Origin of the sequence: Streptomyces sp. NPDC097981 (assembly GCF_040302565.1) — a bacterium.
In the GTDB taxonomy this organism is placed as follows: domain Bacteria; phylum Actinomycetota; class Actinomycetes; order Streptomycetales; family Streptomycetaceae; genus Streptomyces.
In genome coordinates this window covers 57,129-79,687 of sequence record NZ_JBEORW010000026.1, presented here as the reverse complement: position 1 = coordinate 79,687, position 22,559 = coordinate 57,129, and the positions used below count along the sequence as shown (strand labels likewise).

23 protein-coding genes and 1 riboswitch are annotated in these 22,559 nt (G+C 72.0%); of the genes, 14 read left to right on the top strand and 9 right to left on the bottom strand.

What is annotated here, in order from left to right:
* The first annotated feature begins 242 nt into the window (after window positions 1–242).
* Window positions 243–1,712: an amino acid permease gene (locus ABTY04_RS24515; protein ID WP_352215522.1), complete on the top strand. Its 1,470-nt coding sequence runs from the start codon at window positions 243–245 to the stop codon at window positions 1,710–1,712.
* Window positions 1,713–1,722: 10 nt separating this feature from the next.
* Window positions 1,723–2,178, top strand: coding sequence for an Lrp/AsnC family transcriptional regulator (locus ABTY04_RS24510; protein ID WP_030027017.1), 456 nt, complete (start codon window positions 1,723–1,725; stop codon window positions 2,176–2,178).
* Between the two features lie 137 nt (window positions 2,179–2,315).
* On the opposite strand, the gene ABTY04_RS24505 is transcribed toward ABTY04_RS24510, so the two are convergent.
* Both ABTY04_RS24505 and ABTY04_RS24500 read right to left on the bottom strand, forming a co-directional pair.
* Window positions 2,316–2,618, bottom strand: coding sequence for a WhiB family transcriptional regulator (locus ABTY04_RS24505; RefSeq protein WP_352215521.1), 303 nt, complete (start codon window positions 2,616–2,618; stop codon window positions 2,316–2,318).
* Between the two features lie 101 nt (window positions 2,619–2,719).
* Entirely contained in the window at window positions 2,720–3,445 is a 726-nt protein-coding gene (locus ABTY04_RS24500; RefSeq protein ID WP_352215520.1) for a GNAT family N-acetyltransferase, read from the bottom strand.
* A 160-nt stretch (window positions 3,446–3,605) separates the two neighbouring features.
* On the opposite strand from ABTY04_RS24500, the gene ABTY04_RS41195 reads away from it, so the two are divergent.
* From ABTY04_RS41195 to ABTY04_RS24485, 4 genes are all read left to right on the top strand, one after another.
* Complete coding sequence (locus ABTY04_RS41195; protein WP_502996710.1) at window positions 3,606–3,716, top strand: putative leader peptide; 111 nt, start codon at window positions 3,606–3,608, stop codon at window positions 3,714–3,716.
* Between the two features lie 193 nt (window positions 3,717–3,909).
* On the top strand, window positions 3,910–4,284 hold the full coding sequence (locus ABTY04_RS24495) for a glutathione S-transferase family protein (RefSeq protein ID WP_352215519.1): 375 nt from the start codon (window positions 3,910–3,912) through the stop codon (window positions 4,282–4,284).
* Window positions 4,285–4,452: 168 nt separating this feature from the next.
* Window positions 4,453–5,253, top strand: coding sequence for a carbon-nitrogen hydrolase family protein (locus ABTY04_RS24490; protein ID WP_352215518.1), 801 nt, complete (start codon window positions 4,453–4,455; stop codon window positions 5,251–5,253).
* Window positions 5,254–5,314: 61 nt separating this feature from the next.
* Window positions 5,315–7,027: a flavin monoamine oxidase family protein gene (locus ABTY04_RS24485; RefSeq protein WP_352215517.1), complete on the top strand. Its 1,713-nt coding sequence runs from the start codon at window positions 5,315–5,317 to the stop codon at window positions 7,025–7,027.
* 97 nt (window positions 7,028–7,124) lie between these two features.
* On the opposite strand, the gene ABTY04_RS24480 is transcribed toward ABTY04_RS24485, so the two are convergent.
* The 3 genes from ABTY04_RS24480 to ABTY04_RS24470 all read right to left on the bottom strand — a co-directional run bounded on the left by ABTY04_RS24480 (window position 7,125) and on the right by ABTY04_RS24470 (window position 9,909).
* A complete protein-coding gene (locus ABTY04_RS24480; RefSeq protein ID WP_352215516.1) occupies window positions 7,125–7,709 on the bottom strand; it encodes a hypothetical protein in 585 nt (194 codons plus the stop codon).
* A 53-nt stretch (window positions 7,710–7,762) separates the two neighbouring features.
* Window positions 7,763–8,404 (bottom strand): DUF5995 family protein, encoded by a 642-nt coding sequence (locus ABTY04_RS24475; RefSeq protein ID WP_352215515.1) that lies wholly within the window; start codon window positions 8,402–8,404, stop codon window positions 7,763–7,765.
* A 290-nt stretch (window positions 8,405–8,694) separates the two neighbouring features.
* On the bottom strand, window positions 8,695–9,909 hold the full coding sequence (locus ABTY04_RS24470; RefSeq protein WP_352215514.1) for an MFS transporter: 1,215 nt from the start codon (window positions 9,907–9,909) through the stop codon (window positions 8,695–8,697).
* Window positions 9,910–9,965: 56 nt separating this feature from the next.
* On the opposite strand from ABTY04_RS24470, the gene ABTY04_RS24465 reads away from it, so the two are divergent.
* Entirely contained in the window at window positions 9,966–11,126 is a 1,161-nt protein-coding gene (locus ABTY04_RS24465; RefSeq protein ID WP_352215569.1) for an ROK family transcriptional regulator, read from the top strand.
* Between the two features lie 16 nt (window positions 11,127–11,142).
* Here ABTY04_RS24465 and ABTY04_RS24460 read toward each other — a convergent pair whose 3' ends face one another.
* The 4 genes from ABTY04_RS24460 to ABTY04_RS24445 all read right to left on the bottom strand — a co-directional run bounded on the left by ABTY04_RS24460 (window position 11,143) and on the right by ABTY04_RS24445 (window position 16,448).
* Window positions 11,143–12,135 (bottom strand): magnesium transporter CorA family protein, encoded by a 993-nt coding sequence (locus ABTY04_RS24460; RefSeq protein WP_352215513.1) that lies wholly within the window; start codon window positions 12,133–12,135, stop codon window positions 11,143–11,145.
* A 131-nt stretch (window positions 12,136–12,266) separates the two neighbouring features.
* On the bottom strand, window positions 12,267–13,034 hold the full coding sequence (locus tag ABTY04_RS24455) for an SDR family oxidoreductase (RefSeq protein ID WP_352215512.1): 768 nt from the start codon (window positions 13,032–13,034) through the stop codon (window positions 12,267–12,269).
* Between the two features lie 54 nt (window positions 13,035–13,088).
* Entirely contained in the window at window positions 13,089–13,988 is a 900-nt protein-coding gene (locus ABTY04_RS24450; RefSeq protein WP_352215511.1) for an RNA polymerase sigma-70 factor, read from the bottom strand.
* Window positions 13,989–14,090: 102 nt separating this feature from the next.
* Window positions 14,091–16,448 (bottom strand): chitinase C-terminal domain-containing protein, encoded by a 2,358-nt coding sequence (locus ABTY04_RS24445; RefSeq protein ID WP_352215510.1) that lies wholly within the window; start codon window positions 16,446–16,448, stop codon window positions 14,091–14,093.
* Window positions 16,449–16,727: 279 nt separating this feature from the next.
* Window positions 16,728–16,857: riboswitch (FMN riboswitch) on the top strand.
* 218 nt (window positions 16,858–17,075) lie between these two features.
* On the opposite strand from ABTY04_RS24445, the gene ribD reads away from it, so the two are divergent.
* The 7 genes from ribD to hisG all read left to right on the top strand — a co-directional run bounded on the left by ribD (window position 17,076) and on the right by hisG (window position 22,544).
* Complete coding sequence (ribD, locus tag ABTY04_RS24440; RefSeq protein ID WP_352215568.1) at window positions 17,076–18,152, top strand: bifunctional diaminohydroxyphosphoribosylaminopyrimidine deaminase/5-amino-6-(5-phosphoribosylamino)uracil reductase RibD; 1,077 nt, start codon at window positions 17,076–17,078, stop codon at window positions 18,150–18,152.
* Complete coding sequence (locus ABTY04_RS24435; RefSeq protein WP_352215509.1) at window positions 18,153–18,791, top strand: riboflavin synthase; 639 nt, start codon at window positions 18,153–18,155, stop codon at window positions 18,789–18,791.
* Window positions 18,788–19,441, top strand: coding sequence for a nicotinamide mononucleotide transporter family protein (locus tag ABTY04_RS24430; RefSeq protein ID WP_352215508.1), 654 nt, complete (start codon window positions 18,788–18,790; stop codon window positions 19,439–19,441). The genes ABTY04_RS24435 and ABTY04_RS24430 overlap by 4 nt, the downstream gene beginning before the upstream one ends.
* A complete protein-coding gene (locus ABTY04_RS24425; RefSeq protein WP_352215507.1) occupies window positions 19,438–20,736 on the top strand; it encodes a bifunctional 3,4-dihydroxy-2-butanone-4-phosphate synthase/GTP cyclohydrolase II in 1,299 nt (432 codons plus the stop codon). Before ABTY04_RS24430 ends, ABTY04_RS24425 begins: the two co-directional genes overlap by 4 nt.
* A gap of 67 nt (window positions 20,737–20,803) precedes the next feature.
* Window positions 20,804–21,289, top strand: a complete 486-nt coding sequence (gene ribH, locus ABTY04_RS24420; protein ID WP_352215506.1) for a 6,7-dimethyl-8-ribityllumazine synthase — start codon at window positions 20,804–20,806, stop codon at window positions 21,287–21,289.
* A gap of 58 nt (window positions 21,290–21,347) precedes the next feature.
* Window positions 21,348–21,620 carry a phosphoribosyl-ATP diphosphatase gene (locus ABTY04_RS24415; RefSeq protein WP_352215505.1) on the top strand — a complete coding sequence of 91 codons (273 nt, stop codon included), beginning with the start codon at window positions 21,348–21,350 and terminating at the stop codon, window positions 21,618–21,620.
* Window positions 21,621–21,695: 75 nt separating this feature from the next.
* Window positions 21,696–22,544: an ATP phosphoribosyltransferase gene (hisG, locus tag ABTY04_RS24410; protein ID WP_352215504.1), complete on the top strand. Its 849-nt coding sequence runs from the start codon at window positions 21,696–21,698 to the stop codon at window positions 22,542–22,544.
* Window positions 22,545–22,559 lie beyond the last annotated feature (15 nt).

The following is a 22,559-nucleotide window of genomic DNA, read 5'->3' as shown; positions in this document are numbered from 1 at the left end:
GATCATCCGTGCGCAACAAAGGGCCATCGGTGACAGATCCGCGCAACGATCGTGCGGCAATGTGCAAGGATGGTGCATTACGGGCGGTATCTCTCAGCTCGTAGGCTCACTCGCTGTACGTGGAGTGGCGTGGACCGCCTGCTCGGCGGTCCTCCCCATGCCCAGGCTCATGTCTGTGTCCTGCTCCGGACCGCTGCGGTCGATGCCTCAGTCCCCATCCGCAGTGTCAAAGGAGTCCCCTCGTGCTCGACCAGGGCCAGGCACCCCCGCTCTCCCAGGAGACGCGCAAGCCCGTGAACCCGCTGATGCGCCGCAAGCCCGTCGAGCGGCTCGTCGCCGAGGGCGGCCAGGGCGAGGGCGGCACTCTGCGCCGCTCGCTCACCATGTGGCAGCTGACCATGATCAGCATCGGTGCCACCCTGGGCACCGGCATCTTCGTCGTTCTCGGCACCGCCGCCCCCAAGGCCGGCCCCGCCGTGACGATCTCCTTCGTCATCGCGGGCCTGACCGCGCTCTTCTCGGCCCTCTCCTACGCGGAGCTGGCCGGATCCGTGCCGGTCTCGGGCTCCTCGTACTCGTACGCGTACGCCACCATGGGCGAGCTCATAGCCTGGATCTGCGGCTGGTGCCTGATCCTGGAGTACGCGGTCTCCGTCGCCGCCGTGGCCGTCGGCTGGGGCCAGTACCTCAACGAGCTCCTCGACGGGACCATCGGTGTCACGATCCCCGAGTCGGTCTCCGCGCCGCTCGGCGAGGGCGGGTTCATCAACCTGCCGGCGCTGGTCGTCGTCCTGCTCTCGATGGTCTTCCTGATGCGCGGCGCCAAGGAGAGCGCCACGGTCAACTCGATCATGGTCGCGGTGAAGATCGTCACGCTGCTGCTCTTCATCGGCATCGGCGTCATGGGCATCAAGTCCGGCAACTACACGCCGCTCGCCCCGCTCGGCGTCACCGGCATCAGCGCCGCCGCCTCCACCCTCTTCTTCTCGTACATCGGCTTCGACGCCGCCTCCACCGCAGGTGAGGAAGCCAAGAACCCGAAGAAGGACCTGCCGCGCGCGATCATGCTCTCGCTGGGCATCGTCACGGTCCTGTACGTGCTCGTCGCCTTCGTCGCCGTCGGCGCCATGCCGTGGCAGGACTTCGAGGGCACCGAGGCCGCGCTCGCCCAGATCATGACCGACGTCACCGGCACCAGCGTCTGGGGCGTCGTCCTCGCCGCCGGCGCCGTGATCGCGATCTTCTCCGTCGTCTTCGCCGTCCTCTACGGCCAGACCCGCATCCTCTTCGCGATGTCCCGCGACGGCCTCGTCCCCAAGGTCTTCGCCAAGGTCGACGAGAAGACCGGCGCCCCCCGCGCCAACGTCGTCATCGTCTCCCTCTTCTGCGGCGTCCTCGCGGCCTTCATCCCGCTGGGCAAGCTCGCCGACGCCACCAGCATCGGCACCCTCTTCGCCTTCGGTCTGGTCAACGTCGCCGTGATCATCCTGCGCCGCACCAAGCCGGACATGCCCCGCACCTTCAAGGTGGCGCTCTTCCCGATCACGCCGATCCTGGGCTTCCTCGCCTGCGGCTACATGATGTTCAGCCTCGATGTGGCCACGTGGATGGTCTTCGGTGGCTGGATGGCAGTCGGCCTCGTGGTGTACTTCAGCTACGGCATCCGCCGCTCCCGACTGGCCACGGCAGAAGTGGCCACAGCAGAAATGTGATCCGCCCGCAGTGCGACTGAACGATCTCGACGAACGCATCGTGCACGCCCTCGCCGAGGACGCCCGCCGCTCCTACGCGGACATCGGCTCCGAGGTCGGACTCTCGGCCCCCGCCGTGAAGCGGCGCGTGGACCGGCTGCGGGCCGAAGGGGCCATCACCGGCTTCACCGTCCGCGTCGACCCCGCCGCCATGGGCTGGGAGACCGAGGGCTTCATCGAGATCTACTGTCGCCACAACACCTCGCCGGACGACATCCGGCGAGGGCTGGAGCGGTACCCCGAGGTGGTGTCCGCGTCGACCGTCACCGGCGACGCGGACGCCCTCGTCCAGATCTTCGCCTCCGACATGCGGCACTTCGAGCGGGTGCTGGAGCGCATCGCGGGCGAGCCCTTCGTGGAGCGCACCAAGTCGGTGCTCGTACTCTCCCCGCTGCTGCGCCGCTTCACCTCGGGCGCGCCGGCGTAACCGCGCCCGCCTCGGACAGCCCTGCGCCCCGGCACACCCGTGCCGGGGCGCAGCCGCGTCTGCGCGGACGCGCACGCCGGGCAGGGCCCGGCCGGACGTGCACGCCGGGCCGGGCGCGGGGTCCGGGCGCGGGCGGTCTACGCCGTCGAGCGGGCCGCAGCGGCGTGCGCCGGGCCCCACAGGGCCCGGCGTTCCTCTTCGGTCAGCCCGCCCCACACGCCGAACGGCTCACGGGTCCGCAGCGCGTGCTCCAGGCACGCGGCGCGCACCGGGCACACCGCACAGATCCGCTTGGCGGCCTCGTCGCGGTACTCCCGCTGCTCGCCCCGCTCACCGGCCGGATGGTAGAAGCGGCCGGGGCCCAGGTTCCGGCAGGCCGCCCGCAGCTGCCACTGCCAGTGGTGGTGCGCGGCGCCGGGCAGCCGGGAGACGTCGGTCATGGCAGATCCTTTCGGGTTCCTTTCGGGGGATGCCCTCGCGTCTGACCGCTCAGCGCCCCGTGAAACCTGCCGCCGCCCCGGCTGCGCGCCGCCGCCCTCCGTCAGACCGGGTCGCCCGGGGTGCGCACCCCGATGAAGAACGGCCGGCGCCGCAGCGTGAACCCCATCGACTCGTAGAGCGCGACGGCCCCGGTGTTGTCCGCCGCCGCGTGCAGGAACGGGCGCTCGCCGCGCTCCCGGATCCCCGCGGCCACCGCCCGGATCAGCCGGCCCGCGAGCCCCTTGCCCCGGTGCTCCGGGTGCGTGCACACCGCGCTGATCTCCGACCAGCCCGGCGGCCGCATCCGTTCCCCCGCCATCGCGACGAGCCGGCCCTCGTGCCGGATCCCGAGGTACGTGCCCAGCTCGACGGTGCGCGGCAGGAACGGCCCCGGCTTCGTGAGGTCGACCAGCTCCCGCATCTCCGGTACGTCGGCAGGCCCCAGCAGGACCGCTTCGGGCGCGGCATCGGCCCGTACCGCCCCTCCGTCCAGTTGCACGCCCGGTATCGAGGCCTCCGTCGTCCACCCCGCGGGCGGGGTCGGCAGCCCCGTGACCCAGACGGTGGCGCCCGGACCGGCCAGCGCGGCCAGATCCGCCCATGCGCGCGGGTCGTCCGGGTCCGCGAGCGCGGCGAACGGCGAGGCCTCGGCAACGTACCGGGCGGCCAGGCCCGCGGGCCCGGTCTCGGCGAAGGCGCGGCTCGTACCGCTCAGAGCGGCCCAGACCGGATTGTCGAGCACGTCGAATGCGTGGACCGGAGCGGCCGTGTCGGTGTCGGACGACATGGGGTGGGGAACTCCTTCCCTCGGGAGCGGCCGCAGGACCGTCCACCACCTTCTTGACGGCCCCGCGCACCGCCACGAGACTGCTGGTGACGACGGTCACGAGAGTCAGCGTCCGTCGCGGGCGCATTTATGCCCCAGGGGCGGGACGGAGCCGGTGGAGATGGCCAGGACGGCGGTCGCGGAGGCACGCATCCTCCGCCGCTGGTGGCTGACCCGGCGCCTGCACATCGACCTCCTGCGCGTCTGCAGCGCATTCCGTCCGGACGCCTGACCCTCCCGTACGCCGCGCACGGCTCGCACCGCCCCCAGGGCCGTGCCGGGCCGCTTCCGCCGCGCCACGCCGCCCACGCGCCGCCGTGTGCGCCGCCCGCGCCGCGTACGCCAGCCCGCACGGCCCCCGTGACCCGGCGCGCGCCACGCCGCCGGGACGTCCGCCACGCCCTCGCGCCCGCTCCAGGAGAGTCATGCTTCACATGGTCCCGCCCCGTACCGGTCCGGCCCCCGTCCTGCGCGGCCGCATCGGCGCCGGCTTCTCCCCCGTGCCGCACCGCTACCGCCTCTACCTCTCCGCCGCCTGTCCGCGCTCCCTGCGCGTCTCGGCCGCCCTCGCCGAGCTGGGCCTGGAGGACACGGTGGCCACCACACTGCTCGGTACGCCCGCCTCGTACACCGCACTGCGGCTGGCCTACGAAGCCACCGGACACCACTACGACGGCACGCTGGCCGTCCCCGCCCTGTGCGACACCTGGAGCGGCCGCATCATCGGCAACCACACGGGCGATATCCTCGATGACCTGCGACGACTGCGCGCCCACCCGGCCTTCCGCGCCGACACGTAACCTCCGGCCACAGGGGAATCGACGGACCCCGCGCAACGAATCTCCGCCCATGGCGGGAAACGCGCAACGAATCGATGAGCGGAGCGCAACGGTCACGGCTTGTCCGGGTTGAACGCGCGAACGTACCTTCAAGGGGAACCCCACCCCTCCTGTCACAGAGGTACGCCCATGCCCCCGCTGCGCACCGCACTCCTCCAGAGCTCCGGACGGCTCGGCGACACCGCCGAGAACCTGAAGGCGCTCGACGAGGCCGCGGAGCGTGCCGCACAGGCGGGTGCCGGGCTCCTCGTGACCTCGGAGATGTTCCTGACCGGCTACGCGCTGGAGGTCCGGGACATCGCCGCCCTCGCGGAGGCCGCCGACGGCATGTCGGCCCGCGCCATCGGCGAGATCGCCCGCCGCCACGGGGTCGCCGTCCTGTACGGCTACCCGGAGCGCGAGGGCGACACGGTCTACAACGCGGCCCAGCTCATCGCCGCGGACGGGACGCGGCTGGCCAACTACCGCAAGACGCACCTGTTCGGCTGCTTCGAGCAGGAGGCCTTCACCCCCGGCGACACCCCCGTCGTCCAGGCGGACCTGAACGGCCTCCGCATCGGCATCATGATCTGCTACGACGTGGAGTTCCCGGAGAACGTCCGGGCCCACGCACTGGCCGGCACCGACCTCCTCCTGGTGCCGACGGCGCAGATGCACCCGTTCCAGTTCGTCGCCGAACAGCTCGTCCCCGTACGGGCCTTCGAGAACCAGATGTACATCGCGTACGTCAACCGCACCGGCCCGGAAGGCGAGTTCGAGTTCGTCGGACTCAGCTGCCTGGCGAGCCCCGACGGGGTCACCCGGACCCGGGCCGGCCGCGGCGAGGAGCTGGTGATCGGCGAGGCCGATCCCGAGCTGCTGAGCGCGTCGCGCGAGACCAACCCGTACCTGCGCGACCGCCGCCCCGGGCTCTACGCCTCCCTCGTCTGAGTCCGAGCCGAACCCGCCGGCGCCCTCCCCCCTGCCCCACCCCCGCAAGGAGCCGTACCCCATGACGTCAACGGTGCCCACCACCGCCGTCCCGCACAGCGACGGACAGCCGCCGATCACCATGTTCGGCCCGGACTTCCCGTACGCGTACGACGACTTCCTCGCCCACCCGGCGGGCCTGGGCCAGATACCGGCGACCGAGCACGGCACCGAGGTCGCCGTCATCGGCGGCGGTCTCTCCGGCATCATCTCCGCGTACGAGCTGATGAAGATGGGCCTCAAGCCCGTCGTCTACGAGGCGGACCAGATCGGCGGCCGGCTGCGCACGGTGGGCTTCGAGGGCGCCGGCACCGAGGGACTGACCGCGGAGATGGGCGCGATGCGCTTCCCGCCGTCCTCGACCGCCCTCCAGCACTACATCGACCTGGTGGGTCTGGTCACCGAGCCGTTCCCGAACCCGCTCGCCGAGTCCACCCCCTCCACGGTCGTCGACCTCAAGGGCGAGACGCACTACGCCGAGACCATCGCGGACCTCCCGCAGATCTACCGCGACGTCGCCGACGCGTGGAACGCGTGCCTCGACGAGGGCGCCGACTTCTCCGACATGAACCAGGCGATGCGCGAGCGGGACGTCCCGCGCATCCGCGAGATCTGGGCGAAGCTCGTCGAGAAGCTCGACGACGAGACCTTCTACGGGTTCCTCTGCAAGTCCGAGGCCTTCCAGTCCTTCCGCAAGCGGGAGATCTTCGGCCAGGTCGGCTTCGGCACCGGCGGCTGGGACACCGACTTCCCGAACTCCATCCTGGAGATCCTGCGCGTCGTCTACACCGAGGCGGACGACCACCACCGCGGCATCGTCGGCGGCTCGCAGCAGCTGCCGGTGCGCCTGTGGGAGCGCGAGCCCGAGAAGATCGTCCACTGGGCCCAGGGCACCTCGCTGTCCTCCCTGCACGAGGGCACCCCGCGCCCGGCGGTGACCCGCCTGCACCGCACGGCCGGCAACCGCATCACGGTCACCGACTCCTCCGGCGACATCCGCACGTACCGCGCGGCGATCTTCACCGCGCAGTCCTGGATGCTGCTGTCCAAGATCGAGTGCGACGACTCGCTGTTCCCGATCGACCACTGGACGGCGATGGAGCGCACCCACTACATGGAGAGCTCGAAGCTCTTCATCCCGGTGGACCGGCCGTTCTGGCTGGACAAGGCCGTCGACGACGCCGGGAACCCGACGGGCCGCGACGTCATGTCGATGACCCTCACGGACCGCATGACCCGCGGCACCTACCTCCTCGACAACGGCCCGGACCAGCCGGCCGTCATCTGCCTCTCGTACACCTGGTGCGACGACAGCCTGAAGTGGCTGCCGCTGTCCGCGAACGAGCGGATGGAGGTCATGCTGAAGTCCCTCGGCGAGATCTACCCGAAGGTCGACATCCGCCGCCACATCATCGGTAACCCGGTGACCGTGTCGTGGGAGAACGAGCCCTACTTCATGGGCGCGTTCAAGGCCAACCTGCCGGGCCACTACCGCTACCAGCGGCGCCTGTTCACCCACTTCATGCAGGACCGCCTCCCCCAGGACAAGCGCGGCATCTTCCTCGCCGGCGACGACATCTCCTGGACGGCGGGCTGGGCCGAGGGCGCGGTCCAGACGGCGCTGAACGCCGTCTGGGGCGTCATGCACCACCTCGGCGGCTCCACGGACTCCACCAACCCCGGCCCGGGCGACGTCTACGACGAGATCGCCCCGGTCGAACTGCCGGAGGACTGACCTCCCCCGGCATCCGCCGCAGGCGCCACCACCCCGGTCCCTCCGGCCCCGTGACCACGGGCCGCCCCCGCGTACACAGCGCGGCGGCGGCCCGTTCTCATGCCCGGCGCCGCCAGACCAGCTTCCACCGCTCCGCACGGGCGGCCAGCACGGCGTCCTCCCGCCCCGTGGGCCGGGAACCGAGGCCGACGCCGCACCCGGCGCAGAGGCGCTCGACGGAGTGTCCGGTACGCCACCGGGTGGTGCCCCGGTCCTCGGCACAGACGGGACAGGCCTGCGGGGGCCACGGACCGGCCGACCGTGCGATGAGCGCCGCCGCGGCCGGCAGCGGCAGGTCCGGGTGGGACTCCGGGTCGGGGCAGTACAGGAGCCGCCACGGCTCCGGCGGGACGGGCACGCGGACACCGGCGGCCTTCTGGGCCCGGCGGAGTTCCTGCCAGGGCAGGAACTCGGCGAGCCACACCCGGCGGGCACCGTACAGCTCCTCCACCGCCCGTACCAGCGACTGCGGGTCCCGCTCCAGGTCCGGGGGGATCCCCGCGCTGCGGCACAGGTGGTGGTACGTCGCGCGGAAGCCGTACGGGGCGAACTCCGTGATGCACGTGCGCAGCGCGGCGAACCGCTGCCTCGGGGTGCGGGCCGTGTCGTGCACCCGGCGCCGGTGCGTGGAGAAGCTGGTCACCCGCCGACCCTATGCCCGCTCGCCGCGCCGGAGCCGGGCTCAGGACGCCGGGCTCAGGAGGCGGGGGTCAGGAGGCAGCGCCCGACCAGGCCGACGCCCGCGTCCAGGGAATCCGTGAACTCCTCCGCCAGGTCGGGGGAGCAGCGCAGGGTCCACAGCAGGCGGGCCGCCGACCAGGCGGCGTCCCGGGCCCGGTCCAGGCTCCACGAACCGAGCAGGTGCGTCAGCGGGTCGGCGACCTCCAGCAGGTCCGGGCCCGGCATCAGGTCCTCCCGGATGTGCTCCTCCAGGGAGACCAGTGTGTCGCCGACCTGGTCGAAGTCCGCTTCCAGGGCCCGCGGTTCGCAGTCCAGGGCCCGGCAGGTGGCCACCACCGCCAGCGCGAGGTCGTGCCCGATGTGGGCGTTGATCCCGGCCAGCGCGTGCTGGAGCGGCCGGACACCGGGGTGACGGCGGTACTGGAGCAGCGGTCGCCAGCACGCCGGGGCCCGGTCGGCCTCCACCGCCCTCAGGTACCGCTCCGCGAACAGCACGCTCAGCGTCTCCGCCCGCCGCGGCGCCGGGAACTCGCCGTGGGAGATGCGTGCGTACAGCGTCTCCGTCACCGTCAGGTACACCCGGTTGAAGACGGCGACACCGTCCTGTGCGGGGAGTCGCTCGTCCAGGGCGCGCATCCGCGCGAGCACCGCTTCCATGGGAGGCAGGTTCCCAGCCGGCGGCGCGGATGCGGGTAACTTGGCCGTGTGCTTCGCCGGTTCGGGCGAACCCGGCTCCGGAACGCGTGTCCCGGGCGCCCGGTCCGTCGCCCGGGTCGTACGCCGAGGTGCCCGAGCCGGGCAGCGGCTGCTGCGTCTTCAGGTGCGCGGGCGCCAGGTGCCGCAGCGCGTGTCTCCGTGCAGGGTCCAGCGCACGCCGAGGCCCATGGTCCACCACTTCCGTCGAGCCGATCGGTCAGCCATCCGGGCCGCCCGGCGGCCGGCGCATATTACGGGCGGATACCGGCCGGTTCGTCCCGGTCTGCGGGAGCGGAGCCCGCGGCCACCGGCTTCTGCCGCAGTACGGCGGCCCCCGCGACGAGGGCGAACGCGAGCAGGGTGACCAGCCCGAAGGACATCACGAGCGAGGTCGCGTCCGCCACCGCGCCGATCGCCGACGGCGCGATCAGCCCCGAGGTGTACGTGATCGTCGCGACGCCCGCGATGGCCTGCGCCGGGGCCGGCCCGCTGCGTCCGGCGGCCGCGAAGGCCAGCGGGACCACCACCGCGATGCCGAGCCCGATCAGTCCGAAGCCCGCCAGCGCCGCGGCCGGCTGGCGGACCGTCACCACGAGCAGCCCTCCCGCGGTGGCCAGCACCCCGCCCGCCCGGACCGTGCGCACCGCCCCGAACCGGTCCACGGCGCGGTCCCCGGCGAGCCGGGCGACGGCCATGGTGAGTGCGAAGGCGGTGGTGGAGGCGGCTGCGAGACCGGCGTCCGTGTCGAGGACGTCGCGCAGGTAGACCGCGGACCAGTCCAGGCTCGCGCCCTCCGCGAAGACCGCGCAGAATCCGATCGCACCGATCAGCAGCGTGGACTTCGGGGGCAGCGCGAAGTGCGGCGGGGCCTGCTCCTCCGCGTCGCTGCGCAGGTCCAGCACGCCCCGTACGGCGATCAGCCCGGCGGCGGTCAGGGAGAGCGCGGCCGTGAGGTGGTGCAGCCGCGCGTCGGCCCCGGCGTGCGCGGCCACCGTACCGGCGGCCGAGCCGAGGAGGGCGCCCACGCTCCACATGCCGTGCAGCGAGGACATGATCGAGCGGCCGAGCCGGTCCTCGGTCTCCACGCCCAGCGCGTTCATCGCCACGTCCGACATCCCGGCGGTCGCTCCGTAGACGAGGAGGGCGAGGCACAGGGTGGCCAGGTTCGGGGCGAGGCTCGGCAGGATCAGGGACAGGGTCCACAGCGCCAGCAGCCCGCGCAGCGCGGCGCGGGCCCCGAAGCGGTGGTTGATCCGGCCGGCCAGCGGCATCGCGAGCGCCGCGCCCAGGGCGGGGAAGGCGAGGGCGAGGCCCAGGGTGCCCGCGCCGAGCCCGGCGTGCTCCTGGATCCAGGGAATGCGGGTGGCGAAGGAGCCGGTGACGGCCCCGTGGACGCAGAAGACGGCGGCGATCGCGAAGCGGGCACGGCGAAGACGTGCCGGGCTGAAGAGTGTTTCCCCGGTCATGGGCATTAAACTATCAGGGACCCTGCCTGATAGTTAATGCCGTGGAGCTACCTAAGATGGGCGCCGTGACTCCTGCCAAGGCCCCTGCCCCCGCTGTTCCGTCGCCCGCTTCGCCGAGCACGGCCCGGGCCATCAACGACCGGCTCGCCCTGCGACTCCTGCAGGAGGAGGGCCCGCTGACCGCCACGCAGCTCAAGGCGATGACCGGCCTGTCCCGTCCCTCGGTCGCCGATCTCGTCGAGCGGCTGACCGGTGCCGGGCTGATCGAGGTCGTCGGGGAATCGGGCGAACAGCGCCGCGGCCCCAATGCCCGGCTGTACGGGATCGTCGCCCGCCGCGCGTACCTGGCGGCCCTCGACGTGCGGACGGACAGCGCGACCGCGGTGGTCGCCGACCTGCTCGGCCGCCCGCTGGCCCGGGCCGCACTCCCGGTGGACGCGGTCGACGAGGCCGTGGCCCTGCTGGAGGAACTCGCACGGGAGGCCGGCGCGGACCGGCTGCACACGGTGGTGGTCGGCGCCCCTGGCCTGGTGACCCCGGCCGGCGGAGAGCTGCGCAGCACCGCCGGGCTGCCGTCCTGGCACCGGGAACTGGTCGAGGCCCTCCAGCAGCGGCTGCCGGCGACGGTGGTCGTGGAGAACGAGACCAACCTCGCGGCCCTCGCCGAACAGCGGGTCGGCGCCGCGCAGGACCTCGACTCCTTCGTGCTGCTGTGGCTCGGCGCGGGCGTCGGCGCGGCGGTGGTCCTGGACGGCCGGCTGCGCCGCGGGGCCTCCGGCGGCGCGGGCGAGATCGGCTTCCTCCCGGTGCCGGGCACGGGCCGGCTGCCCTCCGCCACGGACTGCGGGGGCGGGTTCCACGCACTGGCCGGCCGGGAGGCGGTGGCCGCGCTCGCGCGGGAGCACGGCTACGCCGGGCCGGTGGAGGACGCGGTGGCGGGCGCCGCGGGCGAGGCCTTCCTCGGGGCCCTGGCGCAGCGGCTCGCCCTGGGCGCGGCGGCCGTCGCGGCGGTCCTGGACCCGGGGTGCCTGGTCCTCGCGGGCGGGCTCGGCCGCGCGGGGGGCGCCGGCCTGGCGGCCGCGGTCGCCGACCGGCTGTCCGTGCTGACCCCGGTGCCGATGGAGGTCCGCGCCACCACCCTCGGCGACCAGGCGGTCCTCACGGGCGCCCGCCTGGCCGCCCGCGAAGCCGCCCAGTCGGACCTCTTCGCTCCCTGAGCCGCACCGGGCCGGCCTATTGGTCGTCGAAGCCCTTGTCGTCGTGCAGCCTCCGCCAGATGCGGGTGCGGTGCAGTACGTAGAGCGCGCCGGCCAGGAAGACCACCTGCAGGCCCACGGCGAGCAGCCAGAAGACGGCCTTGCTCTCCATCTCGTCCGTCAGGTAGGCGAAGTTCATGCCGAAGAACCCCGTCAGGAAGCTCAGCGGCAGAAAGATCGTCGACACGATCGCCAGCCGGTTGATCACGCCGTTCTGCTCGCCGGACACCAGGGAGGAGTAGGTGACGAAGCCCCGGCGGGCGGCCTCCTGGAGTGCCTCGATGTCCATGAGCACCAGCCTCGACGTGCGCTGGTACTCACGGGCGAGCCGCTGGCGCTCCTGCGGGAAATTGGGGTTCAGCACTCTGCGCGTGATGGCCTCCTCCGCCGCTTGGTGGTAGGGGAGGTACGTGTGGTGCAGGAGGGCCGCGGTCCGGCGCAGCCGCGCCAGGCGGTAGAGCTGCTCGGGCGCCCGCTGCCGGAACATTTCGTCCTCCAGGTCCTCCACCTCCAGAAGGGCCTGGAGGGCGGAGCGCCGGTAGGTCTCCAGGGCCTCGCCCAGCAGCAGGAACAGCGTGGCCACGGCGTCGGGGGGCCTTTCGCGCGGGAAGCGGGCGGTGAGGCCCTTCACCAGCCCGGCCGGTCCCCGGTGCACCGTGAGCAGGTACCGCTCGGTGGCCACGACGTGGAGGTGGATGACCTGATCCGCCTCGATCGCGGGGATGACGAACGCGGCACTGCCGTAGCCGAGGAACTCGGCGCGGGTGGCCTCTCCCTCCCGGCCGAGCCACTCCAGGTCCTCGGCCTCCAGGCCGAGGACGTGGGCGACCGGCTGTTCGCCGGGCGGGGCCTCCTCGGGCAGCTCCGCGTCCACGTAGAGGAAGCGGGCTTCCGAAAGACGCTCACGGGCCTCCGACACCGGCGTGCGCCGCACCGTTCCCTCCGGCATGGACGCCACCGAAATGATCATCGCCCCTCACTGTGGATCACGCCGCGGGTCATCTGTGACGGTATCTATCGGATTGTCCCTCATGAGGTTCGCGCAAGCGCACCGAAGACTCCACGTGGCGGCCGCCATCCCCGGCAGGCCCCGGCCCCGGCTCAGCCCCTGACCTGCGCGGCCTTTGCGCCGCGAGCCGTCAGGAAGTCGGCGAAGGTGACCTGGCCGACCGCGTGGGACGGGGCCAGGTTGCCGCCGCGGCGGAAGGCCGCGTATGCCTTGCCCGCCAAGGGCAGCGCGAACACCCGGCGCCGCCGCCCCGTCGCCGCCAGGTACGCCCGGCCCAGCTCCACCAGCGTGTGGATCTCCGGGCCGCCCATGTCCGCGACCCGGCCCGCCGGGGCCGGTACGGCGAGTTCCGCCATCCGGTCGGCGACCTCCTCCACGGCGATCGGCTGCACCCGGACCCCCTTCGGCAGCGGCAGCGGCACCACCGGCACCTTCGCCAGCGCGTCCACCGTCATCGCCACCAGGTCGTGGAACTGCGTCGTCCGCAGGATCGTCACGCCCAGCCCCGACTCCTCCAGCATCCGCTCGACCTTGTGCTTCACCGTGTAGTAGCCGAACGGGACCACATCCACCCCGACGATCGAGATGTAGACGATGTTCGTGACCGTCCCGGCCCGCCGGGCCGCCTCGATCAGGTGCCTGGCGGCCACGTCGTCGCCGCCGCGCGGGCTGCTCGCGCAGTGCACGACCACCTCCGCGCCGGCCATCGCCGTGTCCAGCCCGCTGCCGTCCCGCAGATCGACCGGGTGGTCCTGCGCGTGCCGGCTGAGGACCCGCACGTCGTGGCCCGCCGCCCGCAGCCGGGTGACGACCAGCGCGCCGAGGTTTCCGGTGCCTCCGGTGACGAGGATGGTGCCCATGGTGTCCGTTCCTTCCCTGAAGGGGTGCGTTCACCAGCTGGGACCGGACAGCCCTCAGGAATGTGACAGCTGCCGCTGGAGGAATTCCAGCTTCTGCGGATTCACGACGCTCCGCATCCCGCTGACCAGCCCGTTCTCGAACTCCACCTGCAGGATCGCCGCCCCGCCGAAGAGCAGTGCGGGCTCGCCGTTGACCTCGGCGGAGGAGACCGGCAGGCCGCTCGCGAACTTGTGCAGCACGCCCACCAGGAACCGCGCCACCTTGTCCCGGCCCAGGATCGGCCGCCGGGCCGCGCCCACGATCCCGCCGCCGTCCGCCACGTACCGCACGTCGGCGGTCAGCATGCTCTCCAGCCGGGCCACGTCGCCGTCGCGCGCCGCGGTCAGGAAGGTCTCCACCAGGGTCTGCCACTGCGCCGGATCTGGCTCGAAGCGGGGGCGCGGCGCGGCCGCCCGGTCCGCCGCGACCCGCCCCGCGGCCCGCCGGTAGATCTGCCGGCAGTTGGCCTCGGTCACGTCGAGCAGCCCGGCGATCTCCCGGTGGCCGTACGCGAAGGCCTCGCGCAGCACGTACACCGCCCGCTCCACCGGTGTCAGCTGCTCCAGCAGCACCAGCAGGGCCACGGAGACGCTGTCCCGCTGCTCGGCCGACTCCAGCGGGCCGAGCGCTCCGCCCCCGGTGAGGACCGGCTCCGGGAGCCAGGGGCCGACGTACTCCTCCCGCCGGACCCGCGCCGAGGTGAGGCGGGTCAGGCACAGGTGGGTGACGACCTTGGCGAGCCAGGCCCCGGGGTGCTCGATCCCGTCGCGCTCGGCGGAGTTCCAGCGCAGCCAGGCGTCCTGGACGGTGTCCTCGGCCTCGGCGGCGGAGCCGAGCATGCGGTAGGCGATGCCGAACATCCGGGGCCGGTGCTCTTCGAAGTCCGCGGCGGCCGCGGCGTCCTGTGTGATCACCGCAGCAGCCTACGAGGGGACCCGCGGCGGCATGCGCGAGGACCCGGTGGCCGCCGGGCCACCGGGTCCTCGCGTTCCTTCACCCGCGGACCCCCGGGGGTGTCAGCAGGCGCCCTGGTCCCGCCAGACGCCCCAGTCGCCGGTGGTGCCGGGCTCTTCGTTCTGCGTCCACCACTGCGCCTTCCAGTTGTGGCCCTTGTGCGAGACGACGCTGCCGCTGTTGTAGACCGTGCCGGCGACGTACGCCGGGTTCGGGCAGGTCCCGCCCGGCGGCGTGGTCGGCGGGGTGGTCGGGGGAGTGGCCGGCGGGGTCGTGGGCGGGGTGGCCGGGGGCTGGGTGGCGCCCGGCTCCACCAGCGTCGTGCCGCGTGCCAGGTCGCCGGCGAGGGCGTAGGCGGTGCCGGAGATGTTCACCGTCCAGTTGGAGGGCGTGGAGACCGGCAGGTAGTAGTTGAACGCCAGGTCCACCGAGGCGCCGGGGGCCAGCGTCTGCCACGCCGGGAGTTTCAGCGAGACCCGCTGGAAGTCGCCCTTCAGGCCGCCGGCGTTGGTGCCGCTGTGGCCGGTGCTGATCACCTTGGTGCCGAAGCCGGACTGGTCGGAGGCGTTGGCCGGGGCTGAGGTCCCGTAGTCGAACCGGAACTCGGTGCCGCCGGGCAGCGTGCTCTTCGTGTTGTTGGTGATCTTGAGCTTCGGGGTGATCGGGTAGTTGGAGTCGCCCAGCTTGAACTCGGTGAACTCCGTCTTGATGTCCACGGCCTGGGTCGGCAGCGCGCTGCCCGCCGTCTTCGCGCCGTACGGGGAGGCCGCCTTGAACTTGTCGTACATCAGGGAGGTGAGCGTGTCGCCCATCTCGTACTGGCCCTTGGCGGCGTTGTACCCGTAGTCGCCCGCCAGCTCCCAGACCATCGTGCCGCCGATGCCCTTGTTCACCACGTAGTCGGCCTTGGCGGCGACGGACTGCTCGTCCTCCGTCGACAGGAAGACCTTCTTCTGCGCGTTCCACAGCCACGGCGCCACCAGGGCGGAGTCGTACTTGCGGGCGTAGGTGCCGGTCAGGGTGGTGTTCGCGGGGAAGCCGTACCTGGTGGCGTAGTCGCCGACGACGCCCTTCTCCAGGTTCTTGGCGTGCCACATGGGGTTGGAGCCCGCCGGGGACTCGACCCCGTTGGTGTCCAGGTCGTGCCACAGGTTGTCGATGCCGACCGCGCCGTCGCCGCACTTGGCCAGACCCGCGCCGGCCGGGCAGGTGGTCGCCGGGGCCTTGCCCCACAGGCCGTCCGTGCCGCCCTGCACGTTCTTGAAGCCGCGGGTGTAGTACGGCAGGCCCATGTTGATGCGGCCCGCCGGCATGGAGCCGCGGAAGTAGTGGTAGGCCCAGTCGGAGTTCAGGTAGCCGATGCCGCCGTACTGGGAGGTGGAGTAGACGCCCGCGGCGGCGAGTTCGCCGTCCTTGCCGTCGTCGAAGAGCGAGGCGTTCGGCCCGACGTACTCGTTCCAGGCGCCGTGCAGGTCGTAGGACATGATGTTGACGTAGTCCAGGTACTTCTGCATCTGGAACGTCTCCATGCCCCGCAGCAGGTAGCCGGAGGAGGGGGCGGCGACGGAGAGCAGGTAGTGCTTGCCGTCGGCGGCGCCGGCGCGGTCGAGCTTCTCGCGCAGCGACTTCATCAGCGCGGCGTAGCCCTGGACCAGTCCGGCCCGGCGGGCGTTGGAGAGCTGCCAGTCCAGCGGGTTGCCGGCGTCCTTCATGGTGGTCGGGTACTCGTAGTCGATGTCGACTCCGTTGAACCCGTACGTGCGGATGAACTCGACCGAGGAGTCCGCGAAGGTGTCGATGCCGGCCTGGTTGACCGACCCGTCGGCGTTGGTCGCCATCGAGTAGAAGCCGCCGGAGGCGACGCGGTTGCCGTCGTCGCCGAAGTAGCCGCCGGTCTCGGCCCAGCCGCCGACCGAGATCAGCGTCTTCACGTTCGGGTACTGCTTCTTGAATTTGTTCAACAGGTTGAAGTGGCCCTTGTAGGGCAGGGCCGGGTCCATCTCGGCGCCCGGGACCCCCGGCCAGGTCATCCCGGTGGCGGCGTTGTTCGCGTTGTCCGCGCCGACCGAGATCCTGTTGTCGCCGCCGACGTGGGCGAAGGCGTAGTTCAGGTGGGTGACCTTGGACCACGGGACGTTGTCGGCGAGGTAGGCGGGGGTGCCGTCCTTGCCGGTCCGCCAGCCGGTGAAATATCCGATGACGCGGCGCCGGTGGTCGGGGCCCATCTTCTCGCGGCCCTCGGAGTCGTAGACCGAGCAGTACGGGACGTCGACGCCGGCCGTTCTGTAGAGCCCGTCCGGGCGACAGCCTTCGTTGTCGGCGGCATGGGAGACGCCCGCCGAGAGGCCGCCCGCCAGCAGTCCGGCGATCGCTGCGCCGGATGCCAGGAGCATCGCTCTCGTACGTGTGGGGGACAGCATGGAGCCTCCTGGGGAGGGGAGGACGGCAGGACACGAAAGGACACAACAGGCGGAGAAGTGGTGCGTGTTGGCCCGTGACGTGCGCACATCTGACGGGCTGTCTCCCGGGGAGGACGAAGGGAACGTTAAGAGGACTAGACCACCTCGTCAATAGGTCTGGACCAACCTCGGGCATACGTGACGGACTCCCGCGGAATCCCCATCCTGTGACCCAGGCCACAGCCCCTCACTCGCATGGCCGCCGATCACCCGTGGCAAACTGGCAGCAGTACCAGTAAGCAGCGCACTCCGGGGTCGGTGTAATTCCGAACCGGCGGTATAGTCCGCGACCCGTCCGCAGCCAGCGGCCGGTTGACCAGGTGAAATTCCTGGACCGACGGTGAAAGTCCGGATGGGAGGCAGTGCGCGGCGGGCCAGTCACCGGTACGCCGCCGTCGGCGGTTCATCGGCGCATCCCCTGCGGATGCGGCCGGACGGACCGTTTTTTCGGCCTCGGCGTCACCGCGTGTGCTGTACCGCTTCATCTGTCGTATCCCGACAGGCCCCGGAGTCCGTGCCCGATCGAGGCAGGAGGACCCGGTGGCGAACCACGCCGCGAACGCACCGCACGACGCCGACGCGCAGGCCATGCGCCGCGCCGTCGAGCTCGCCGCCCGCGGCCTCGGCTCCACCAGCCCCAACCCGGTCGTCGGCTGCGTCATCACCGACGCCGCGGGCGCCGTCGTCGGCGAGGGCTGGCACGAGCGGGCCGGCGGCCCGCACGCCGAGGTCCACGCCCTGCGCGCGGCAGGCGGGGCGGCCCGGGGCGGCACCGCCTACGTCACCCTCGAACCCTGCAACCACACCGGCCGTACGGGGCCCTGCGCCCAAGCGCTCATCGCGGCCGGCATCACCCGCGTGGTCTACGCCGTCGCGGACCCGAACCCGCAGGCCAGCGGCGGTTCCGTCACCCTCCGCGCCGCCGGGGTCACGGCCGAGGGCGGGCTGCTGGAGGCCGAGGCCGCGGCCGGCAACACCGCCTGGCTCACCTCCGTACGCCTCGGCCGCCCCCACGTGACCTGGAAGTACGCGGCCACCCTCGACGGCCGCAGCGCCGCCGCGGACGGCAGCAGCCGCTGGATCACCTGCCCGGAGTCCCGCGCCGACGTCCACCGGCTGCGCGCCGAGGCCGACGCCGTCCTCGTGGGTGGCGGCACCCTGCGCGCCGACGACCCGCACCTGGCCGTACGGGGCATCGAGGGTGCCACCCAGCCGCTGCGCGTCGCCCTGGACACCCGCGCCGCCCTCCTGCCCACCGCCCGCATCCTCGACGACGCGGCGCCCACCCTGCTCGTCGTCGGCGAGCACGCCGACACCCGGCACCTGCCGGGAGTCGAGCTGCTCCGGCTGCCCCTGCACGACGGCCGCGTCGCCGTCCACGACCTGCTCGCGCAGCTGCACGCCCGCGGCGTGCGCTCCGTCTTCCTGGAAGGCGGCCCCACCCTCGCGGGCGCCTTCCTCGAAGCCGGCGCCGTCGACCGCGTCGTCGGCTACCTCGCCCCGGCCCTGCTGGGGGCCGGCCCCGCCGCCCTCGCCGGCGCCGGCATCACGAACATCGCCCACGCGGTGCGCCTCGACATCACCGAGGCCGTCCGTGTCGGCACCGATCTCCGCATCACCGCAGCACCCGAAGCCGTCTCCGCCACCGCCCCCAAGGAGCACTGAGTGTTCACCGGAATCGTCGAAGAACTGGGCGAGGTCACCGCCGTCGAGCAGCTCGCGGAGGCCTCCCGCTTCCGCCTGCGGGGCCCCGTCGTCACCGAGGGCGCCAAGCACGGCGACTCCATCGCCGTCAACGGCGTCTGCCTCACCGTCGTCGAGACCGCAGACGGCGAGTTCACCGCCGACGTCATGCAGGAGACCCTCAACCGCTCCAGCCTCGGCGCCCTCCACCAGGGCTCCCGGGTCAACCTGGAGCGCCCGATGGCCCTCGGCGGACGTCTCGGCGGACACCTGGTCCAGGGCCACGTGGACGGCACCGGCGAGATCCTCTCCCGCACGCCCTCCGAGCACTGGGAGATCGTCAAGGTCGCGCTCCCGGAGCACCTTTCGAGGTACGTCGTGGAGAAGGGCTCCATCACCGTGGACGGCGTCAGCCTCACCGTGGTCGAGGCCGCCGCCGACTACTTCACCATCAGCCTCATCCCCACCACCCTCGCGCTGACCACGCTCGGCATCAAGAAGCCGGGCGACCCGGTCAACCTTGAGGTCGACGTGCTCGCCAAGTACGTCGAGCGCCTGCTGGCCGCCGGCGTGAACCCCCTGACCGCGACCTCCGACGAAGGCAAGGAGAGCGACCGGTGAGCGCCCTGACCTGGCTCAACGCGGAGGCCTTCACGGTCTTCGGGCAGAAGGTCATCTGGTCCGACATGATCGGCAACCTGATGGGCCTGGCGGCCCTCGCCCTCGGCTGGCGCCGCTCCATATGGACCTGGCCCGCCCAGCTCCTCTCCGGCCTGATCCTCATAGCCGCCTACGCCTCCGCCCACCTCACCGGCGGTGTCGGCAAGCAGCTCCTCGTCATCGGTGTGGCCGCATGGGGCTGGCGCGCCTGGCAGCGCGGCCGGCAGCAGGCCCAGGACGGCACCCTCGCGGTGCGTACCGCCACCTGGACCGAGCGCGGACTGCTCCTCGCCGGGGCGGCCCTCGGCACCCTCGCCGTCGGCGGCCTGTTCACGCTCTTCCCGAACCTGTCGTGGAGCCCGTGGGCCGACGCCTACATCTTCGTCGGCACGATCGTCGCGATGGTCGCCCAGGCACGCGGCCTGGTCGAGTTCTGGCTCGCCTGGCTCCTCGTCGACCTGGTCGGCGTCCCGCTCGCCTTCACCAACGGACTGGCCTTCTCCGGCCTCGTCTACGTCGTCTACTTCGCGCTCGTCCTGTGGGGCGCCCACGACTGGTACCAGCGCTCGCGCACCACCCCCGCCACGGCCCTGGAAGGAGCAACGGCATGACCACCCTCAAGCCCGTGCCCGACATCGACGCCATCCTCGACACCGCCTTCCGGCTCGACCCCGTCGAGCAGGCCATCCGCGACATCGCGGCCGGCCGCCCGGTCGTCGTCGTCGACGACGAGGACCGCGAGAACGAGGGCGACCTCGTCATCGCCGCCGAGAAGGCCACCCCCGAGATCGTCGCGTTCATGATGAGCGAGTGCCGCGGCCTGATCTGCGCCCCCATGGAGGGCCCCGAGCTGGAGCGGCTGGAGCTGCCCCAGATGGTCCAGAACAACACCGAGTCGATGAAGACCGCCTTCACCGTCTCCGTCGACGCGAGCGCCGCCCACGGCGTCTCCACCGGCATCTCGGCCGCCGACCGCTCCACGACCCTGCGGATGCTCGCCGACGGCGTCTGCGGGCCCTCGGACTTCGTGCGCCCCGGCCACGTCTTCCCGCTGCGCGCCAAGCCCGGCGGCGTCCTGGTCCGCAACGGCCACACCGAGGCCGCAGTCGACCTCGCCCGCCTCGCGGGCCTGCGCCCCGTCGGCGCGATCGTGGAGATCGCCGGCGAGGACGGCGTCATGCTGCGTCTTCCCGAGCTGATCCCGTTCGCCCGCAAGCACGGCCTGACGATCATCTCCATCGAGGACCTGATCGCCTACCGCCGCTCCGCCGAGCCGACCGTGCGCCGCGAGGCCGAGGTCACCCTGCCGACCGCGCACGGCGACTTCACGGCCTACGGCTACCGCTCCACCGTCGACGGAGTCGAGCACGTCGCCCTCGTCCACGGCGAGATCGGTGACGGCGCGGACATCGTGGTCCGGGTCCACTCCGAGTGCCTGACCGGCGACATCTTCCACTCCCTGCGCTGCGACTGCGGCCCCCAGCTGCACGCGTCCATGGCCCGCATCAAGGAAGAGGGCCGCGGCGTCGTCGTCTACCTGCGCGGCCACGAGGGCCGCGGCATCGGACTGGTGTCCAAGCTGCGCGCGTACGAGCTGCAGGAGCGCGGCCGCGACACCCTGGACGCCAACCTGGAGCTCGGCCTTCCGGCCGACGCCCGCGACTACGCCGCCGGCGCGCAGATCCTCGCCGACCTCGGTGTCAGGAGCGTGCGGCTGCTGACCAACAACCCCGACAAGTCCGCCGCCCTCGTACGGCACGGCATCACGGTCAACGACCGGGTGGCCATGCCGGTGGAGGCCGGGGAGCACAATCTGCGGTACCTGCGCACCAAGCGGGACCGGATGGGTCACGACCTGCCCTGGCTGGACCAGGCCGTGACCACCTCCGCCTGCGGCAACCAGTAGCCGGTAACCACGCACGACCAAGCACACACCACGAACCACACACCACGAACCACCGAGGAGCAGAGCTGTGAGCGGCAAGGGCGCACCCGAACTGAGTGTCAGGAACTGCGGAGACCTCAGGGTCGCCGTCATCGCGGCCCAGTGGCACGAGAAGGTCATGGACGGGCTCGTCGACGGCGCCCTGCGCGCCCTGCACGAGCTGGGCATCGACGAGCCCACCCTGCTCCGCGTCCCCGGCAGCTTCGAGCTGCCGGTCGTGGCGAAGGTGCTGGCCGGTCGCGGTTACGACGCCGTCGTCGCCCTCGGAGTCGTCATCCGCGGCGGCACCCCGCACTTCGACTACGTCTGCCAGGGCGTCACCCAGGGCCTGGTACAGGTGTCGATCGACACCGGAGTCCCCATCGGATTCGGCGTACTGACCTGCGACAACGACGAGCAGGCGCTGGACCGCGCCGGGCTTGAGGGGTCGAACGAGGACAAGGGGCACGAAGCGGTCATCGCCGCGGTCTCCACCGCCATGACCCTGCGGACGGTCAGCGAACCCTGGCGGTAGTCCACGGAGTGAACCCTCGCGCCGGGGCACCCGGGTGAACCCGTACTCTAAGGGCATCATGGCGAACAAAACCTTCGAAGAGCTCTTCACCGAGCTCCAGCTCAAGGCCGCCAACGGCGACCCCAGCTCCTCCCGTACCGCCGAGCTCGTCGGCAAGGGCGTCCATGCCATCGGCAAGAAGGTCGTCGAGGAGGCCGCCGAGGTCTGGATGGCCGCCGAGTACGAGGGCAAGGAAGCCGCCGCCGAGGAGATCTCCCAGCTGCTGTACCACGTCCAGGTGATGATGGTCGCGCGCGGGATCTCCCTCGACGACGTCTACGCGCACCTCTAGGCCCGAGCCCCACGCGGGTTCCGGCAGGTCCCCGCACCCACCACACCCACCGCACCACGCACTGAAGGAAGCCCCATGCTGCGCATCGCCGTCCCCAACAAGGGTTCACTCTCCGGACCGGCGTCGGCGATGCTCCATGAGGCCGGCTACCGCCAGCGCAAGGAGTCCAAGGAGCTCGTGGTCGTCGACCCCGAGAACGAGGTGGAGTTCTTCTACCTCCGCCCCAAGGACATCGCGATCTACGTCTCCTCGGGCAAGCTCGACATCGGCATCACCGGCCGTGACCTGCTGCTCGACTCCGGTGCCAGCGCGCAGGAGATCCTCCCGCTGAACTTCGGCCGCTCCACCTTCCGCTACGCCACCAGGCCCGGCACCGCGAAGGGCCCCGAGGACTTCCACGGGATGACGATCGCGACCTCGTACGAGGGAATCGTCGCCAAGCACCTCGCCGAGAAGGGCATCGACGCCTCCGTCGTGCACCTCGACGGCGCGGTCGAGACCGCCATCCAGCTCGGCGTCGCCCAGATCATCGCGGACGTCGTCGAGACCGGCACCAGCCTGCGCAACGCCGGCCTGGAGGTCATCGGCGAGCCGATCCTGACCTCCGAGGCCGTGGTCATCCGCGGCAACGGCGCCGGCGCCGACCACCCGCAGGCCCAGCAGTTCCTGCGCCGCCTCCAGGGCGTCCTGGTGGCCCGCAGCTACGTGATGATGGACTACGACTGCCGCGCCGAGCACCTGGAGCGCGCCGTCGCCCTCACCCCGGGCCTGGAGTCGCCGACCGTCTCCCCGCTGCACAACGAGGGCTGGGTCGCCGTCCGCGCGATGGTCCCCGCCAAGGAGGCGCAGCGGATCATGGACGACCTGTACGAGCTCGGCGCGCGCGCGATCCTCACCACCTCGATCCACGCCTGCCGTCTCTGACCGGCGGCGCGTCAA

Bases quoted from the DNA above. Each gene is read 5' to 3' on its own strand.
- ABTY04_RS24465 (WP_352215569.1), top strand. From the start codon at position 9,966: ATGGGCGCCGTGACTCCTGCCAAGGCCCCTGCCCCCGCTGTTCCGTCG.
- ABTY04_RS24485 (WP_352215517.1), top strand. From the start codon at position 5,315: ATGACGTCAACGGTGCCCACCACCGCCGTCCCGCACAGCGACGGACAG.
- ribD (WP_352215568.1), top strand. From the start codon at position 17,076: ATGCGCCGCGCCGTCGAGCTCGCCGCCCGCGGCCTCGGCTCCACCAGC.
- ABTY04_RS24470 (WP_352215514.1), bottom strand. From the start codon at position 9,909: ATGACCGGGGAAACACTCTTCAGCCCGGCACGTCTTCGCCGTGCCCGC.
- ABTY04_RS24445 (WP_352215510.1), bottom strand. From the start codon at position 16,448: ATGCTGTCCCCCACACGTACGAGAGCGATGCTCCTGGCATCCGGCGCA.
- hisG (WP_352215504.1), top strand. From the start codon at position 21,696: ATGCTGCGCATCGCCGTCCCCAACAAGGGTTCACTCTCCGGACCGGCG.
- ABTY04_RS24490 (WP_352215518.1), top strand. From the start codon at position 4,453: ATGCCCCCGCTGCGCACCGCACTCCTCCAGAGCTCCGGACGGCTCGGC.
- ABTY04_RS24425 (WP_352215507.1), top strand. From the start codon at position 19,438: ATGACCACCCTCAAGCCCGTGCCCGACATCGACGCCATCCTCGACACC.
- ABTY04_RS24495 (WP_352215519.1), top strand. From the start codon at position 3,910: ATGCTTCACATGGTCCCGCCCCGTACCGGTCCGGCCCCCGTCCTGCGC.
- ABTY04_RS24505 (WP_352215521.1), bottom strand. From the start codon at position 2,618: ATGACCGACGTCTCCCGGCTGCCCGGCGCCGCGCACCACCACTGGCAG.
- ABTY04_RS24460 (WP_352215513.1), bottom strand. From the start codon at position 12,135: ATGATCATTTCGGTGGCGTCCATGCCGGAGGGAACGGTGCGGCGCACG.
- ABTY04_RS24475 (WP_352215515.1), bottom strand. From the start codon at position 8,404: ATGGAAGCGGTGCTCGCGCGGATGCGCGCCCTGGACGAGCGACTCCCC.
- ABTY04_RS24500 (WP_352215520.1), bottom strand. From the start codon at position 3,445: ATGTCGTCCGACACCGACACGGCCGCTCCGGTCCACGCATTCGACGTG.
- ABTY04_RS24455 (WP_352215512.1), bottom strand. From the start codon at position 13,034: ATGGGCACCATCCTCGTCACCGGAGGCACCGGAAACCTCGGCGCGCTG.
- ABTY04_RS24415 (WP_352215505.1), top strand. From the start codon at position 21,348: ATGGCGAACAAAACCTTCGAAGAGCTCTTCACCGAGCTCCAGCTCAAG.
- ABTY04_RS41195 (WP_502996710.1), top strand. From the start codon at position 3,606: ATGGCCAGGACGGCGGTCGCGGAGGCACGCATCCTCCGCCGCTGGTGG.